This window comes from Nocardioides insulae DSM 17944 (genome assembly GCF_000422825.1).
In the GTDB taxonomy this organism is placed as follows: Bacteria; Actinomycetota; Actinomycetes; order Propionibacteriales; family Nocardioidaceae; genus Nocardioides; species Nocardioides insulae.
Genome location: NZ_AUGU01000015.1, coordinates 28,053 through 43,978, shown reverse-complemented (window position 1 = coordinate 43,978; position 15,926 = coordinate 28,053). Strand labels below are relative to the sequence as shown.

Here is a 15,926-nt window from a genome sequence, read left to right as displayed (position 1 = left end):
CCTGACGATCAGCTGGTCGTGAGCTCGCCGTCGATGATCTGCTGCCGGAGCTCGTCGATCTTGTCCTTGAGCTCGTCGGGGACCTGGTCCTCGAAGTCGTGGTAGTCGGCCAGTCCGACACCCTCGTTCTCCAGGGTGCCGAGGTAGATCTCGTTGTCGTACTCGTCGTTGACCGAGTCGGTGATGGCCTGCTCGACGGAGACGTCCATGCCCTTGACCACCGAGGTCAGCAGGATGTCGCCGAACTCGGTGCTCTCGTAGCCGTCGCTGTCCACCCAGATGCCCTTGACCCCGGCGTCCTTGGCGGCCTGCAAGGCTCCCAGACCGGAGGGACCGGCGACCGGCATGATGATGTCGGCGCCCTGCCCGATCAGTTGCTCGCCGATCGCCTGGGCCTTGGTCTTGTCCTCGAAGTCGTCGGTGAACGAGCCGCTCTTGCCGTTCCAGCCGAGCACCTGGACCTTGGTGCCGTTGTCCTGGTTGTACTGGTCGACGCCGCGGCGGAATCCCTCCATGAAGATCGTCACCGTCGGGATGTTCTGACCGCCCAGGGTGCCGACCTTGTCGCTCTCAGTCATCCCGGCGGCGAGATAGCCGGCCAGGAAGGCCGGCTGGTCGGTGGCGTAGGTGAGCCCCTTGAGGTTGTCGGGGGCGGTGTTGTTGCCCTGGTCGTCGGCGTAGGCGAAGTCGACGATCGCGTAGCTGAGGTCGGTGTTCTCCTGCGCGGAGGCGAGGGTGGCATCACCGAGCAGGAACCCGACCGTGGTGATGTGGTCACAGCCCTGCTCGACCAGCTGCGCGATGTTGTTGGCGTACTCGCTGTCGCCGGCCGACTCGACGGTCGCCGTCTCGATCCCGAGGTCCTCCTCGGCGGCGTCCTGGCCGGCCAGCGAGGTCTCGTTGAACGACTTGTCGTCGAAACCGCCGGAGTCGGACACCATGCAGGCCTTGAAGTCGCTGTTCTCGCCCTCGCTCGCGGTGTCACCACCGTCGCTGGTGCACGCGGTGGCCGCGAGAGAGAACAGGCCGGCGCTGAGCACGGCCGAGATCTTGGTGATGCGTCGCACGACGTCTCCTTCGTCTAGCTGCGCCCCCGGTCGAGACACCTGCCGACTGTAGGACCACCGTCCGCGAGGACGCTCGACCGTGACGAAGTTGTTATCCAGCCGCACCGGATAGCCGCGATTCCGTGATCTGCGGCCCTGCTGCTCGGCGTTCGCCGCTCGGTCAGCGCAGTGCCAGAGCACCGACCGCGGCGCCGGCCAGCACCTTGGCCCCCACCGCGACGGCGCGCTCGTCGACCCGAAGATCGCCCTGGTGCAGGTCGTACGTCGGCCCACCGGGGGTACGGATGCCGAGCCGGAACATCGCCCCGGGGATCTGGTCGAGATACCAGCCGAAGTCCTCGCCGCCCAGGCTCTGCGGGGCGACCACGTGGCCACGCTCCCCCAGGATGCTCAGCACCGCCTGGTGCAGGATCCGGTGCGCGACCGGCTCGTTGACCACCGGCGGCACCCCGCGTTCGTAGTCGATGTGCGCGGTGACACCGTAGGGCCGGACCAGATCCTGGATCACCTCGCGGACGACGTCCTCGGCCTCGGACCACGCCACCGCGTCGAGGATGCGCACCGTGCCGGAGGCCACGCCGGTGCCCGGGATGACGTTGAACGCCGAGCCGGCGTGGATCTTCCCCCACACCACGCTCACCCCGGCGCGGGGGTCCATCCGCCGCGACACGACGGCGGGCAACTCGGTGACGACCTTGGCCAGGGCGTAGGTGAGATCCCCGGTCAGGTGGGGTCGGCTGGTGTGCCCTCCGCTGCCCTCCAGCCGAACCTCGAGCAGATCGGCCGCGCTGGTCAGCGGGCCGAGCCGCAGGCCGACCTGCCCGGCGTCGATGCTCGGGTCGCAGTGCAACGCGAAGATCCGCTCGGCGTCGTCGACCGCACCAGCGCTCATCATCCGGATCGCGCCCCCCGGCACGACCTCCTCGGCAGGCTGGAAGATCAGCCGCACCCGGCCCCCGAGACCGTGTGCCTCCTCCGCCCGTGCCAGGGCCAGACCGGCTCCCACCAGCGCGGCGACGTGGACGTCGTGCCCGCAACCGTGCGCCACCCCCGGCACCGTGCTGCGCCACGGGTCGTCGGTCTCGTCGGGCACCGGCAGCGCGTCCAGGTCTGCCCGGAGCGCCACCCGCGTACCGCGGTCGCCCAGATCGGCCAGCAGCCCGGTGCCGGGCATCGGCGTGATCCGCCAGCCCGCCTTCTCCAGCCGACGCTGGACGAGTTCGGTGGTGCGCTCCTCGGCCCAGGACAGCTCCGGGTGGGCGTGCACGTCGCGACGCAGCTCGACCAGCTCGGCTTCGTGCTCGTCGACGGTCCCGGTGATCGCCTCGGTGAGCGAGGTGAACCGGCCGGAACTCGGAACAGGCGGGTCGAGTGGCATCGAGGTCAGGGTAATGGAGCGTCTCCCTCGTCCCGGGTACCGCTGGACCAAACCCGCTGATCCGCTGCCTGGATCGAGCGGTTCGTCCCCGGCCTCAGCCCTGATCCACGCTCAGTCTGCGGCGCGCTCGTCGTACGCCGCCAGGATCCGGTCCGCGGCGAGGGTGGCGGCGAGGTCGCCGGAGAGCACCTCGGCACGGACCTGCTCCCGGATGGCGGCCACGCGGGGGTGGTGGCGCAGCCGCTGGTCGAGTTCGTCCCGGACCAGGGCCCAGGTGAACTCCAACTGCTGGGCGGCGCGCTTGTGGTGCAACCCCTCGGCGCCGAGGTGGTCGCGGTGCGCGTGCACCCGCGCCCACACGTCGTCGACATCGTGGCCTGTCAGGCCGGAACAGGTCACCACCGGCGGTGCCCACTCCCCCTTGCCGTGCACCAGCCGGAGCGCACCGGCCAGTTCACGGGCGGCCCCTCGCGCCTCGCGGGCCCGCCCCTCGTCCTCCGGATCGGCCTTGTTGACCGCGATCACGTCGGAGATCTCCAGGATCCCCTTCTTGATCCCCTGCAACTGGTCGCCGGTGCGAGCCAGGGTGAGGAAGAGGAAGGTGTCGACCATGCCCGCGACGGTGATCTCGGACTGGCCGACCCCCACCGTCTCGACGAGGACGACGTCGTACCCGGCCGCCTCGAGCACCGTCATCGCCTGCACCGTGGCGCGGGCGACCCCGCCCAGCGTGCCGGCGGCGGGCGAGGGCCGGATGTAGGCGTGGGTGTCGACGGCGAGCAGGGGCATCCGGGTCTTGTCCCCGAGCACGGACCCTCCGGTGCGGATCGAGGAGGGGTCGACGGCCAGGACGCCGACCTTGTGCCCGGCACCGGTGAGCTGGGTGCCCAGCGACTCGATGAAGGTCGACTTCCCCACCCCGGGGACGCCCGAGATGCCGACCCGCACGGCGGGCGAGTCGACCCCGCTGTCCGGCCCCGAGCCGAGCTCGGTGAGCAGCTCGCGGGCCTTGGCCCGATGGGCGGGCTTGGTGGACTCGACCAGGGTGATCGCGCGGGACACCGCAGCGCGGTGCCCCGCGCGGATCCCCTCGGTCAGGGCCGCGACGTCGATGCCCGGCATCAGTGTTCGAGCTGCTCCCGCAGCCGGGCGATCAGATCGAGTGCGGAGTCGGCGATCACCGTGCCCGGCGGGAAGACCGCGGCAGCCCCCATGTCGAGCAGGGTGGCCACGTCGTCCGGTGGGATCACGCCACCGATCACGATCATGATGTCCGGCCTGCCCTGCTCGGCCAGCGCCTGTTTGAGCGCGGGCAGGAGGGTCAGGTGGCCGGCCGCCAGGGAGGAGACCCCGACGATGTGGACGTCGGCGTCGACGGCCTGCTGGGCGACCTCGTCGGGGGTGGAGAACAGCGGCCCCACGTCGACGTCGAAGCCGAGATCGGCGAAGGCGGAGACGACGACCTTCTGGCCGCGATCGTGACCGTCCTGGCCCATCTTGGCGACCAGGATCCGGGGACGACGACCCTCGGCCTCCTCGAACTCCTCGGTGGCCGCCAGCACCTGCGCGATCCGGTCGTCGCCGGCTTCGTTCGACTCATCACGGAACACGCCGGAGATGGTACGGATCACCGCCTGGTGACGCCCGTAGGGCTTCTCCAACGCCTCGGAGATCTCACCCACGGTCGCCTTGGCGCGAGCGGCGTCGACCGCCAGGGCGAGCAGGTTGCCCTCGAGCCCCTGACCGGTGCCGCGCTCGGCGGCGTTGGTGAGGGCGTCCAGCGCACGACGTACCTCGTCGTCCTCACGCTCGGCGCGGAGCCGGTCGAGCTTGGCGATCTGCTGCTTGTAGACCTCGTCGTTGTCGACCTTGAGGACGTCGAGAGCATCCTCGGCCGGCAGCCGGAAGGTATTGACGCCGATGACATTCTGGGCGCCGGAGTCGATCCGCGCCTGAGTACGCGCAGCGGCCTCCTCGATGCGCATCTTGGGGATGCCCTGCTCGATCGCCTTGGCCATGCCACCTGCGGCCTCGGCCTCCTGGATGTGGGCCCACGCTCGCGCAGCCAGCTCGTGGGTGAGCCGCTCGACGTAGTAGGAGCCCGCCCAGGGGTCGATGGTGCCGGTGGTGCCGCTCTCCTGCTGCAGGAGCAGCTGGGTGTTGCGGGCGATCCGTGCGGAGAAGTCGGTGGGCAGCGCGATCGCCTCGTCCAGCGCGTTGGTGTGCAGCGACTGGGTGTGCCCCTGGGTCGCGGCCATCGCCTCGATCGCGGTGCGGCCGACGTTGTTGTAGACGTCCTGCGCGGTCAGCGACCAGCCGGAGGTCTGCGAGTGGGTCCGCAGGGAGAGCGACTTGGCCGACTTCGGGTCGAACTGGCGGACCAGCCGTGACCACAGTGCCCGGGCCGCCCGCATCTTGGCGATCTCCATGAAGAAGTTCATGCCGATCGCCCAGAAGAAGGAGAGCCGCGGCGCGAACGCGTCGATGTCCAGGCCCGCGTCGAGTCCGGCACGGATGTACTCGACACCGTCGGCCAGCGTGTAGGCGAGCTCCAGATCGGCGGTCGCCCCGGCCTCCTGCATGTGGTAGCCGGAGATCGAGATGGAGTTGAACCGCGGCATCTTGGTCGCGGTGTAGCTGAAGATGTCGGAGATGATCCGCATCGACGGCGCCGGCGGATAGATGTAGGTGTTGCGGACCATGAACTCCTTGAGGATGTCGTTCTGGATGGTCCCCGCGAGCTGCTCCGGCTTCACCCCCTGCTCCTCGGCGGCGGCGATGTAGAGCGCCATCACCGGCAGGACGGCTCCGTTCATCGTCATCGACACCGACATCGAGTCCAGCGGGATGCCGTCGAAGAGGGTGCGGGTGTCGTAGATCGAGTCGATCGCCACGCCCGCCATGCCCACGTCACCGCGCACCCGCGGGTGGTCGGAGTCGTAGCCCCGGTGGGTGGCCAGGTCGAAGGCCACGCTCAGGCCCTTCTGCCCGGCCGCGAGGTTACGGCGGTAGAAGGCGTTGGACTCCTCCGCGGTGGAGAAGCCGGCGTACTGCCGGATGGTCCACGGCTGGGTGGTGTACATCGTGGGGTACGGGCCACGGAGGAAGGGGCTGAGCCCGGGCAACGTGTCCAGACCGTCCAGGCCGGCCAGGTCCTCGGGGCCGTACGACGGACGGATCTCGATGCCCTCGGGGCTGTGCCACCCCTCCCCCTGCACGGGGGCGGCGTCGGCCGGGGCACCGGAGGTGCCCAGCGGGAGGCCGGAGAAGGAACTGGGGATGGTCATGCGAGCTTCTCCCTCGTGGTGGTGAGGAACCTCAGGGCGTCCAGCCCCGCGGCGCAGGAGTCGTCGGCGTACTCGACGGGGCGGCCGGCGATGATGACGTGCCGGGCGCCGGCCTCGCGCAGGGCCCCGGCCGCAGCCTCGCCCCACTCCCGGTAGGCGGCGTCCGAACCGGCCAGGCACACCACCGGGGTGGGCGTGGTCGCAGCGGCGTACTTGCGGGCGAGGTCGGCGGGATCGGTGGTGGCACCGGCGCTCTCGACCGCGACCCCACCGGCGGCGAAAAGATTGCTGGCGAAGGTCGCCCGCGCTGTGTGCTGGGCGATCGGACCGAGGGTGGCCAGGAAGATCGGGGTGGTCGCCGGCCGGTCGCGCAGCGCCTCGAAGTCGGCGCCGTAGCGGCGTACCTCGCTGGCCGTCGGGTCGGGCTCACGCTCGGGAAGGGTCTCCTCGAGGTTGGGGAACTCGGTCAGCCCGGTGAGCGGCCGGCGTCGGTGCGCGACGAGGCGGTCACGCTCGGCCACGACCTCCTCGATCAACGGGTCGAGGTCTTCCCCGGCTTCGAGTCGGCCGAACAGATCCCACCCGGCGATGGCCAGATCGTCGGTGAGCTTCTCCACGGCGTAGGCACCGCCGGCGGGGTCTGCGACCGCGGCGACGTGGGACTCGTCGATGAGCAGGTGGTGGAGGTTCCGGGCGATCCGGCGGCCGAACCCGTCCGGCTTCCCCAGCGGGGAGTCGAAGGGCAACACCGTGACGGCGTCCGCTCCGCCCACACCGGCCGCGAAGGCGGCCACGGTGGTACGCAGCATGTTGACGTAGGGGTCGTACTTGCTCATCATCGGCCGGCTGGTGACGACGTGCTGACGCTGCGGCACTCCCGCTGCCTCGGAGAGCTCCAGCACCCGGGCCCACAGCCGGCGGGCCGCGCGCAGCTTCGCGATGGTGGGGAACTGCTCGTCGGTCGCGGCGTAGCGGAACTCGATCAGCCGGGCGGCCTCGACGGCGCTGAGACCGGCGTCGGTGAGCGTGCGCAGGACGCGGACCCCGGCCTCGATCGACCAGGCGAGTTCCTGCACGTCGGAGGCACCGCGGTCGTGGACGGCGGTCGCGTCGACGACCACGCCCCGGACGCCGAGCTCCTGGGCGAGCCTCGCGATGCCGACCAGCTCCTCACCCGGTGTGGTCGCGGCGTCGGCGCCCAGGTTGGTCCCGTCGTGCGGCGTGACCCCGCGCTCGGCGAAGAGCGCCAGCAAGGCACGCGCCGTACCGACCCGGTCCGCCGGGGCGTCGAGCACCACCGGAGCCAGGTCCAGCAGTACGCCGTCGAGCAGCCGGGCCAGATCGTCGCTGTCCTCCAGGCGCAGCCACAGACTGGTCGCCCCGCCATCGAGTTCGGCCAGCGCGATCTCATTGCCGCGGGCCGGGTCCGCGTCGGCCAGCCGGGGACGGATGTCCCACGCCTGGGCGCGCGTAGGACGCCCACTGGTGGTCAGGCCCTCGAGCAGAGTGGCGGTGCCCAGCGGGGTGATCCCGATCCCGTCCAGGGTCGTGCGGGTGAGCTTGTCCCAGACGAGATTGTCGGGGTCGCCCTCGGCGATCCTGCCGGACTTGCGCAGCACGGCGGCCGCGGCCGCCTCCCACTCGTCGAGAGAGTGCTCGTCCTCCGGCTGGGCCAAAGTGAGTTCCTCGGCGTCAGTCATGTCCGGAACCCTAAGCGGGCACCATGACCTGCGCCACATAGTGTGATTTTAACGACCGTTCAGTGACGTGCCCGCTTCGTCGAGCCGAGCCTTGCGGACCGTCGAGCCGAGCCTTGCGGACCGTCGAGCCGAGCCTTGCGGACCGTCGAGCCGACCCTTGCGGACCGTCGAGCCGACCCTTGCGGACCGTCGAGTCGAGCCTCCCGGAGGATCGCATCGGCCGCGGCTCCCGAACGAGCGATGTCGCCGGCGCGGACCGAGGATCCAGAGACCCACTCGACAACCCGCAAGGCCCAACTCAAGGCACCAGAACGCCCAACTGAACAACCCGCAAGGCCCAACTCAACGCACCAGTGCACCCAACTCAACAAGCCACGAGGCCCAACTCGATGAGGAGGAGGTGGAGGGGGTGATGTTCATGCTTCGGACACATATCGATCGTCCGGAGGTCATGGTCGGGTCACGAGGACAGGTGAGGGTGACCGCATGCGGATCGCGCTGGTGACCGACGCCTTCTACCCCACCGTCAACGGCACCACGACCACGGTCAAGGCGATGGCCGACCGGCTGATCGACACCGGCCACGACCTGGCGATCGTGGCGCCCGCCCCCGGGCTGCGCTCCTACCGGCGCGCACCCGTGGTGCGGATCAGCCCGCTGAGCAAGCCCGGGGCACAGGTGCGCGACGCGCTGGCCCTCTTCGCACCCGACATCGTGCATGTGACCGACCCCGGGCGGGTGGGCCGGCGAGCACTCCTACACGCCCGCCGGTTGGGACTCCGCACCGTGGCGGTGCAGCACTCCCCTGTCCCGACGACCCAGGCCGACCTGTGGCGGCGGAGGGTCGCCGAACAGGCGGACACGCTGCTGGTGACCGCCCGTTGGATGCGCGCCGGCCTGGCCCGCCTGGGCGTCCCGGCCGGGCTATGGCTCCCCGGCGTCGATCCGGCCTGCTTCACGCCCGCACTCCGGGATCCCTGGCTGCACGACCGCTGGGCCCGGGCACGTTCGCGTCGCGGCCCCCAGGTGGTGGTCGGGTACGCCGGCGGCCTGCGCCGGCAGCACGGCGTCCGCCGCCTGGCCGAACTCGCCCGCGTGCCGGGGATCCGGCCAGTGGTGATCGGTGAGGGTCCCCAGCGCACCTGGCTGGAGTCCCGGTTGCCGGAGGCCCGGTTCCTCGGCCCGCTCGGCACCGGCGACCTGGCCGTGGCGCTGGCCTCACTCGACGTCCTGGTCCACACCGGCGAGCACGAGACCTGCTGCCATGTCCTCCGGGAGGCGGCGGCGAGCGGCGTACCTGTGGTCGCCCCACGTTCCGGCGGCGCCCGGGACGTCGTCTCCCATCTCGAGTCCGGGCTGCTCTACCACCCCGGGGCATCGGACGGGTTGATCTCGGCGGTCACCTCGGTCGCGGCCGACGCCCAGCGCCACCTGCTCGGCGCCCGCGGACGAGCGTTGGCACTCGAGCGCACCTGGGCCGACGCGGTGGACGAACTGTCCCGAGGACACCACACCTCGCTCTTCGCCCGACCGTTCTGACCAGAACCGTTGTGAAACGTGCGCCCGCTCCGACCACTCCCCCGGGCCGATCAGCCCCCGGCCTGAACCCACCGACGGCGCCCGGCAGGAGTCGGAGACCATCGCGCGACCCACGTCAACAGGCGAGGGCCGTGACACATCGGACACCGCATCCCGGGCCGCGATCCGAGCGCTGGGACTACCGGTCGGTAATGTTGGTTCCGGACATTCCGGGAGCGGGACTCTCGACGTCGCCAGCCCACCACACTAGGGTCTGGTTAGGGTGTACTAACCGGAGCTACGTCACACGACCCTGCGCGGACCCGAGTGCCCGGATGACTCCTGAGGCGAGTACCGTGGCGGATCGTGGCAACCACGTCTCTCGTCAGTGGAGCGCGCGCGACGCGCTCGACGATCGCCCTGAAGCTGCTGATGGCGGCCAGCGGCATCGTCTTCGTTCTTTTTGTGCTCGTACACATGTACGGCAACCTCAAGGCCTTCAGCGGTGAGGTGGCGTTCAACGAGTACGCCCACCACCTGCGCATCTTCGGCGAGCCGATGCTGCCGGAGAACGGTCTGCTCTGGATCATCCGGATCGTGCTGCTGGTCAGCCTGGTCGCGCACGTCGGGTCTGCGGTCGCTCTGATGCGCCGCGCCCGCGCGCAGCGGCCGGTCAAGTACCAGGTCAAGCGGAACAACGCGTCCTCACTCTCCTCGCGCACGATGCGCTGGGGCGGGCTGACGCTCTTCGTCTTCTTGATCTGGCACCTGCTGAACTTCACGATCGTCAAGATCAACCCGGCCGGCGACCAGTCCGCCGACATCACCGAGAACCCCTACCGGCTGATGGTGTCGAGCTTCGACCTGTGGTGGATGACCCTCATCTACCTCGTCGCGATGCTGGCGCTCGGGTTCCACCTGCACCACGGCACCTACTCCGCCCTGCAGACGCTCGGCTGGGTGAACTCCGCCTCGGCGCGGGCGAAGGCGAAGATCGCTGGTTGGGTCATCGCCATCGTCATCGCCGGCGGTTTCTCGCTGGTGCCCCTGGCCGTTCTCTTCGGCGTGATTGATTAAGGACTGAACATGGCTGACACCACCACGTACTACCCGGGGCTCGAGCCCACCAACGAACCGTCGGTCCAGACCTCCGATGACGCCGCGGGCTACTACACCCTCGGGGACAAGCTGGTCGACCCGAAGGCGCCGACGGGTCAGATCGAGCAGCGCTGGACCACGCGCAAGTTCGAGAACCGCCTGGTCAACCCGGCCAACCGCCGCAAGCTCGACATCATCATCGTCGGCACCGGCCTGGCCGGCGGCGCCGCGGCCGCCACCCTCGGCGAGGCCGGCTACAACGTGAAGTCCTTCTGCTACCAGGACTCGCCCCGTCGGGCGCACTCGATCGCCGCCCAGGGCGGGATCAACGCCTCGAAGAACTACAAGTCCGACGGTGACTCGGACTACCGCCTCTTCTACGACACCGTGAAGGGCGGCGACTTCCGGGCCCGCGAGTCGAACGTCTACCGCCTCGCAGAGGTCTCGACCAACATCATCGACCAGTGCGTCGCACAGGGCGTCCCGTTCGCCCGTGAGTACGGCGGCCTGCTGGACAACCGCTCCTTCGGTGGCGTGCTCGTCTCGCGGACGTTCTACGCGCGTGGCCAGACCGGGCAGCAGCTCCTGCTCGGGGCCTACCAGGCGATGGAGCGCCAGGTCGCGGCCGGCACCGTCGAGGCCTTCACCCGCCACGAGATGCTCGACCTGATCCTCGTCGACGGTCGCGCCCGCGGCATCGTCGCGCGCAACATGGTCACCGGTGAGATCGAGACCCACCTCGCCGATGTCGTCGTCCTCGCCACGGGCGGGTACGGCAACGTCTTCTACCTCTCCACCAATGCGATGGGGTCGAACGTGATGGCGGCCTGGCGGGCCCACCGCAAGGGCGCCTATATGGCGAACCCGTGCTACACCCAGATCCACCCGACCTGCATCCCGGTCACCGGCGCCCACCAGTCCAAGCTCACCCTGATGTCGGAGTCGTTGCGTAACGACGGCCGGGTCTGGGTGCCCAAGAAGGCCGAGGACTGCGACAAGGACCCCCGCGACATCCCGGTAGAGGATCGCGACTACTTCCTGGAGCGGATGTACCCGTCGTACGGGAACCTGGTCACGCGCGACATCGCCTCCCGGGCCGCGAAGTACATGTGCGACGACGGCCGAGGAGTCGGACCCCAGGTCGAGGAGAAGCAGAAGGACGGCACCACGACCCTGATGCGTCGCGGCGTCTACCTCGACCTCGCCGACGCGATCGCCCGTCTGGGCCGCGACAAGGTCGAGGAGAAGTACGACAACCTCCTCGACATGTACCAGCGGATCACGGGTGAGGACCCCTACCAGGTCCCGATGCGGATCTACCCGGCCGTGCACTACGTGATGGGCGGCCTGTGGGTCGACTACGAACTGCAGTCCAACATCACCGGCCTGTTCGTCACCGGCGAGGCCAACTTCTCCGACCACGGCGCGAACCGCCTCGGCGCCTCCGCGCTGATGCAGGGTCTGGCCGATGGCTACTTCGTGCTGCCGAACACCATCGCCGACTACCTCGCCGACGGTCCCTTCGAGAAGCTCGATGACTCCCACCCGGCCGTGCAGGAGGCGCTGACCTCCGTCACGGAGCGCGTCGACCAGCTGATGTCGATCAACGGTGAGCGCTCGGTGGAGTCCATCCACAAGGAACTCGGCCACATCATGTGGGAGTACTGCGGGATGGAGCGCACGAAGGAGGGGCTGACCGAAGCGATCGGCCTGATCCGCGAGCTCAAGAAGGAGTTCTGGACCAACGTCAAGGTCCTCGGCTCGGCCGACTCCCTCAACCAGGACCTGGAGAAGGCCAACCGGGTCGCGGACTTCATCGAGCTCGGTGAGCTCATGTGCATCGACGCGCTCAACCGCCGCGAGTCCTGCGGCGGCCACTTCCGCGGCGAGTCGCAGACCGAGGACGGCGAGGCGCTGCGTCACGACGACGAGTTCGCCTACGTCGCTGCCTGGGAATGGGGCGGCGAGGACGGCTCGCCGGTCCTGCACAAGGAAGACCTGATCTACACCGCCACCAAGATGAAGGCTCGGAGCTACAAGTAATGAATCTGACTCTCAAGATCTGGCGGCAGGCGAGTTCCTCCGCTCCGGGCGGCATCCACACCTACCAGCTGGGTGGGGTGTCGGAGGACATGAGCTTCCTCGAGATGCTCGACCTCCTCAACGAGGAGCTGGTCACCAAGGGCGAGGAGCCCGTGGCCTTCGACTCCGACTGCCGCGAAGGCATCTGCGGCATGTGCTCGTTGATGATCAACGGCCAGGCCCACGGCCCGGAGGTCACCACCACCTGCCAGCTGCACATGCGCTCGTTCAAGGACGGCGACACGATCACCATCGAGCCGTGGCGCGCCAGCACCTTCCCGGTGATCAAGGACCTGATCGTCGACCGCAGCGCGTTCGACCGCATCATCCAGTCCGGCGGCTACATCTCCGCCAACACCGGTTCGGCGCCGGAGGCCAACTCCGTCCCGGCTCCGCGTGACAAGGCGATGCATGCCTTCAACGCCGCCACCTGTATCGGCTGCGGCGCCTGTGTGGCCGCCTGCCCGAACGGTTCGGCCTCCCTGTTCATGGGCGCCAAGATCACCCACCTCGGTGACCTGCCCCAGGGCCAGCCGGAGCGGTACTCCCGAGTGGTGGGCATGGTCGCCCAGCACGACCACGAGGGCTTCGGTGGCTGCACCAACATCGGCGAGTGCACGGCCGCCTGCCCCAAGGGCATCCCGCTCGACGTGATCTCCCAGCTCAACAAGGACCTGCGTACCGCGATGGTGCACGGCTTCTGAGCCTGGCCTGACGCCTCGACAGGGCGGCGGGACCCAGGTCCCAGGACGCCGCCCCCAGCAGCACCGCAGAACGGGCCGCTCCCCGAGGGGAGCGGCCCGTTCTGTGATTTCGGGAGGCGCCGGGTCAGCCGCGCCCCGAGCGCACCGACTTGAAGCCGGTCGCCCCGAGCAGGCCGCCCAGGAACAGGTTGACCACGATCAACACGGTGTGGGAGATCCAGTAGCCGGCGGGGCGCTGCTCTCCGGACCGCCTGGAGCGGTTGAGGTTCCTGGCGAACATGGTCCAGGTGAGGAAGTTCCACAGCGAGACCCCGAGGAGGAGTCGGCCGAGCTTCTTGTCGTTCATGAGGTGCCTTTCGACTGGTTGTTGAGTCTGCGCCAGAGGGCGAGGACGCCGAGGGTCGCGGCGGCCCCCAGCACACCGGCGGACAACGGGCTGGGAGCGTGCCCCCGGGCGGCCCGCTCCCCCGCGGTACGACGTGCCTCCTCCAGAGCCTCCGCCTCGGCGGTCTGCTCCGCGGCCCGCCGCTCGGCGTCCTGCCGGGCCCGCACCTCGGGTGAGACCTCGACGAACGCGGCGGCATACAGGATCGCCCGGGAGGCGTAGTTGATCCACACCAGCATGATCAGCGCGATCCCGAACACCTGGAAGGCGGCCGATTCGCTGGTGAGGGCGAGCAGCGGCTCGGAGATCTGCTTGAGCACCTCGAACGCGACGGCGCCCAGAGCGGCGCCCTCCCACTGCGCCCGGCGGGGCAGATCGACGCCGGCCGGCAACTGGAAGAGGGCGAAGAAGAGAAGGGCGTTGGCGAGCAGCCCCAGCACCAGGCTGATCAGGGTCAGCAACCAGCCGAGGTCGTCGGAGAGCCCGACCCACGAGAGGAGTTCGGAGCTCCAGCCGCGGACGACGCCGGTCGCGCCGACCGCGACCACCAGGATCAGGCCGAGCACCGCCAGAGCGACCAGGTCGCGCAGCTTCCCGATCACGAAGTTGGGTCGCTCCGCGACCGGCTGCACGAACACCACGCCCAGCGCGTTGCGGAGACTGGACAGCCAGCCCAGTCCGGCGTAGAGCACACCCAGCAGACCGATCACGCCGGCCCAGCCCGAGAAGCTCTCCACCGAGCTGAGTGAGATCTGGTTGCTGCCCTCGCCGATCAGCCCGGGCAGCACGCTGTTGATGGCGTCGGTCAGCAGGGACTGGTCGGCCTCGTCGTACACCTTGGCGACCTGGCCGACCACGAACACCGCCAGCGCGAGGACGGGGAAGATCGAGAGGAACCCGAAGTAGGTCATCGCCCCGGCCTGCTGGGCGGCGAGGACCTTGCCGTAGTGCTGCTGGGTCCGGACGATCCGGTCGAGCAGGGGGCTGCGCTCCCGCGCCCTGGCCAGGCGGCCGCGCGGAGAGTCCTCGGCTCCCGGCACGCTCACCTCCCGCTCGGTGCCTGCAGTGCGAACGTGCGGGAGGGGCGCCATCCGGAGCCGTCCTCGTGGACGTAGAGATGGAACTCCCCCACGTCGAAGCGGCACTCGAAGTCGGCGAGCTCCTCGAAGGCGCGGTCGAGCGCCGAGGACGGCAGGTCGTGAGCGATCGTGACGTGCGGGTGGTAGGGGAAGTTGAGCTCCTGGGCCAGCGGCCCGCGTCGTACCCGGCCGGCCAGTTGCTCGAAGGAGGAGATGCCCTCGGCCACCGCCACGAAGACGACCTCGGAGACCGGGCGGAAGGTGCCGGTGCCGCGCAGATGGACCGCGAACCCCGCCGTGCCCTGCGCTGCCGACTCCAGGTGGGGCTCGATCGTCTCGAGCGCGTCCGGGGGGACAGGGGTGGGCGGGACCAGCGTGATGTGGGTCGGGATCATCGCGGCCGTGTGGTCTCCGACCGAGCGGCGGTACTCCTGAAGTCGGGTGGCCCAGGGCTCGGGGATCGCCACCGCGACGCCGATGGTGACCGGGCTGCTGACCATGCGCTCGACCCTAGCGCTCCCTCCCACGGGCTCGGCTACCCGGTCAACGCCGCTCCGGCGGCGGCGCCACGAAGCCGACCCGGTCATAGACGTCGGCCAGGGTGCGGGAGGCCACCGCGCGGGCCTGGTCGGCGCCCTTGGCCATCACCTGCTGGAGGTGGGCACGGTCGTCGAGCAGGGCCAGGGTGCGCTCACGGAAGGGCGCGACGAAGTCGACCACGACGTCGGCGAGGTCCTTCTTGAACTGGCCGTAGCCCTGGCCGGCGTACCGCTCCTCGAGGGCGGGGATCTCCTCGCCGCTCAGCGCCGAGTGGATGCGCAGCAGGTTGGCGATGCCGGGCTTGTTCTCCTCGTCGAAGCGGACCACGGTGTCGGAGTCGGTGACCGCGGAGCGGATCTTCTTCGCGGTGATCTTCGGGTCGTCGAGGACGTCGATGAGACCGCTGGGCGAGGAGGCCGACTTCGACATCTTCGCGCGCGGCTCCTGGAGGTCCATGATCTTGGCGGTCGACTTCGGGATGTAGGCCTCGGGCAGCCGGAAGGTCTTCTTGAAGCGGTGGTTGAACCGCTGGGCCAGGTCGCGGGTGAGCTCGAGGTGCTGGCGCTGGTCCTCGCCGACCGGGACGTACTGCGGGCGGTAGAGCAGGATGTCGGCGGCCATCAGCATCGGGTAGGTCAACAGCCCCACCGACACGGCACCCTCACCCACCTTGGCCGACTTGTCCTTGAACTGGGTCATCCGCCGGGCCTCGCCGAAGCCCGTCAGGCACTCCAGCACCCAGGCCAGCTGAGAGTGCTCCGGCACCTGGCTCTGCACGAAGATCGCCGAGCGGGCCGGGTCGACGCCGGCCGCGAGGAGCTGCGCCACCGATCGGTAGGTGCGCTCCAACAGCTTCTTCGGGTCGTGCTCGACGGTGATCGCGTGCTGGTTGGCGATGAAGAAGAACGGCTCGAACTCCTCCTGCAGCGACGCCCACTGCCGCACCGCACCCAGGTAGTTGCCGAGGTGGATGGTGTCGGAGGTCGGCTGGATGCCGGAGAGCACCCGCGGACGAGCAGCGGGCGCGCTGCCTCCGGTGGGCTCGGCAGGGGTGGCGCTGGACATGGGGTCATTGTCGCAGGGGCCAG

Annotated in this window: 13 protein-coding genes; 4 read left to right on the top strand and 9 right to left on the bottom strand. The window is 69.6% G+C overall.

Features of this window, described 5'->3' with window-relative positions; genetic code table 11:
* Positions 1–8 precede the first annotated feature (8 nt).
* From G515_RS0106910 to G515_RS0106890, 5 genes are all read right to left on the bottom strand, one after another.
* Positions 9–1,067 (bottom strand): BMP family lipoprotein, encoded by a 1,059-nt coding sequence (locus tag G515_RS0106910; RefSeq protein ID WP_028659572.1) that lies wholly within the window; start codon positions 1,065–1,067, stop codon positions 9–11.
* Between the two features lie 160 nt (positions 1,068–1,227).
* Positions 1,228–2,445, bottom strand: coding sequence for an amidohydrolase (locus tag G515_RS0106905; RefSeq protein WP_028659571.1), 1,218 nt, complete (start codon positions 2,443–2,445; stop codon positions 1,228–1,230).
* A 111-nt stretch (positions 2,446–2,556) separates the two neighbouring features.
* A complete protein-coding gene (gene meaB, locus G515_RS0106900) occupies positions 2,557–3,567 on the bottom strand; it encodes a methylmalonyl Co-A mutase-associated GTPase MeaB (protein ID WP_028659570.1) in 1,011 nt (336 codons plus the stop codon).
* Positions 3,567–5,732 carry a methylmalonyl-CoA mutase gene (gene scpA / locus G515_RS0106895; RefSeq protein ID WP_028659569.1) on the bottom strand — a complete coding sequence of 722 codons (2,166 nt, stop codon included), beginning with the start codon at positions 5,730–5,732 and terminating at the stop codon, positions 3,567–3,569. Before scpA ends, meaB begins: the two co-directional genes overlap by 1 nt.
* Entirely contained in the window at positions 5,729–7,432 is a 1,704-nt protein-coding gene (locus G515_RS0106890; protein ID WP_028659568.1) for a methylmalonyl-CoA mutase family protein, read from the bottom strand. Before G515_RS0106890 ends, scpA begins: the two co-directional genes overlap by 4 nt.
* Before the next feature lie 486 nt (positions 7,433–7,918).
* Here G515_RS0106890 and G515_RS19945 point away from each other — a divergent pair, with 486 nt between their 5' ends.
* The 4 genes from G515_RS19945 to G515_RS0106870 all read left to right on the top strand — a co-directional run bounded on the left by G515_RS19945 (position 7,919) and on the right by G515_RS0106870 (position 12,834).
* Entirely contained in the window at positions 7,919–8,971 is a 1,053-nt protein-coding gene (locus tag G515_RS19945; protein ID WP_051217969.1) for a glycosyltransferase, read from the top strand.
* Between the two features lie 345 nt (positions 8,972–9,316).
* The gene (locus G515_RS0106880; protein WP_028659567.1) at positions 9,317–10,027 is read left to right on the top strand and encodes a succinate dehydrogenase cytochrome b subunit; all 711 of its coding nucleotides are present in this window, start codon (positions 9,317–9,319) and stop codon (positions 10,025–10,027) included.
* 9 nt (positions 10,028–10,036) lie between these two features.
* Complete coding sequence (locus tag G515_RS0106875) at positions 10,037–12,091, top strand: fumarate reductase/succinate dehydrogenase flavoprotein subunit (protein ID WP_028659566.1); 2,055 nt, start codon at positions 10,037–10,039, stop codon at positions 12,089–12,091.
* Positions 12,091–12,834 (top strand): succinate dehydrogenase/fumarate reductase iron-sulfur subunit, encoded by a 744-nt coding sequence (locus tag G515_RS0106870; protein WP_028659565.1) that lies wholly within the window; start codon positions 12,091–12,093, stop codon positions 12,832–12,834. Before G515_RS0106875 ends, G515_RS0106870 begins: the two co-directional genes overlap by 1 nt.
* Positions 12,835–12,958: 124 nt before the next feature.
* Here the strand turns inward: G515_RS0106870 and G515_RS0106865 are convergent, their stop codons facing one another.
* Genes G515_RS0106865 through trpS form a run of 4 tightly spaced genes read right to left on the bottom strand, consistent with a single transcriptional unit; the run spans position 12,959 to position 15,903 of the window.
* The gene (locus G515_RS0106865; RefSeq protein ID WP_028659564.1) at positions 12,959–13,180 is read right to left on the bottom strand and encodes an SCO4848 family membrane protein; all 222 of its coding nucleotides are present in this window, start codon (positions 13,178–13,180) and stop codon (positions 12,959–12,961) included.
* The gene (locus G515_RS19940; protein WP_245565274.1) at positions 13,177–14,265 is read right to left on the bottom strand and encodes a YihY/virulence factor BrkB family protein; all 1,089 of its coding nucleotides are present in this window, start codon (positions 14,263–14,265) and stop codon (positions 13,177–13,179) included. The genes G515_RS0106865 and G515_RS19940 overlap by 4 nt, the downstream gene beginning before the upstream one ends.
* Positions 14,262–14,798: a 2'-5' RNA ligase family protein gene (locus G515_RS0106855; protein WP_028659563.1), complete on the bottom strand. Its 537-nt coding sequence runs from the start codon at positions 14,796–14,798 to the stop codon at positions 14,262–14,264. The genes G515_RS19940 and G515_RS0106855 overlap by 4 nt, the downstream gene beginning before the upstream one ends.
* Before the next feature lie 43 nt (positions 14,799–14,841).
* Complete coding sequence (gene trpS / locus G515_RS0106850; RefSeq protein ID WP_028659562.1) at positions 14,842–15,903, bottom strand: tryptophan--tRNA ligase; 1,062 nt, start codon at positions 15,901–15,903, stop codon at positions 14,842–14,844.
* Positions 15,904–15,926 lie beyond the last annotated feature (23 nt).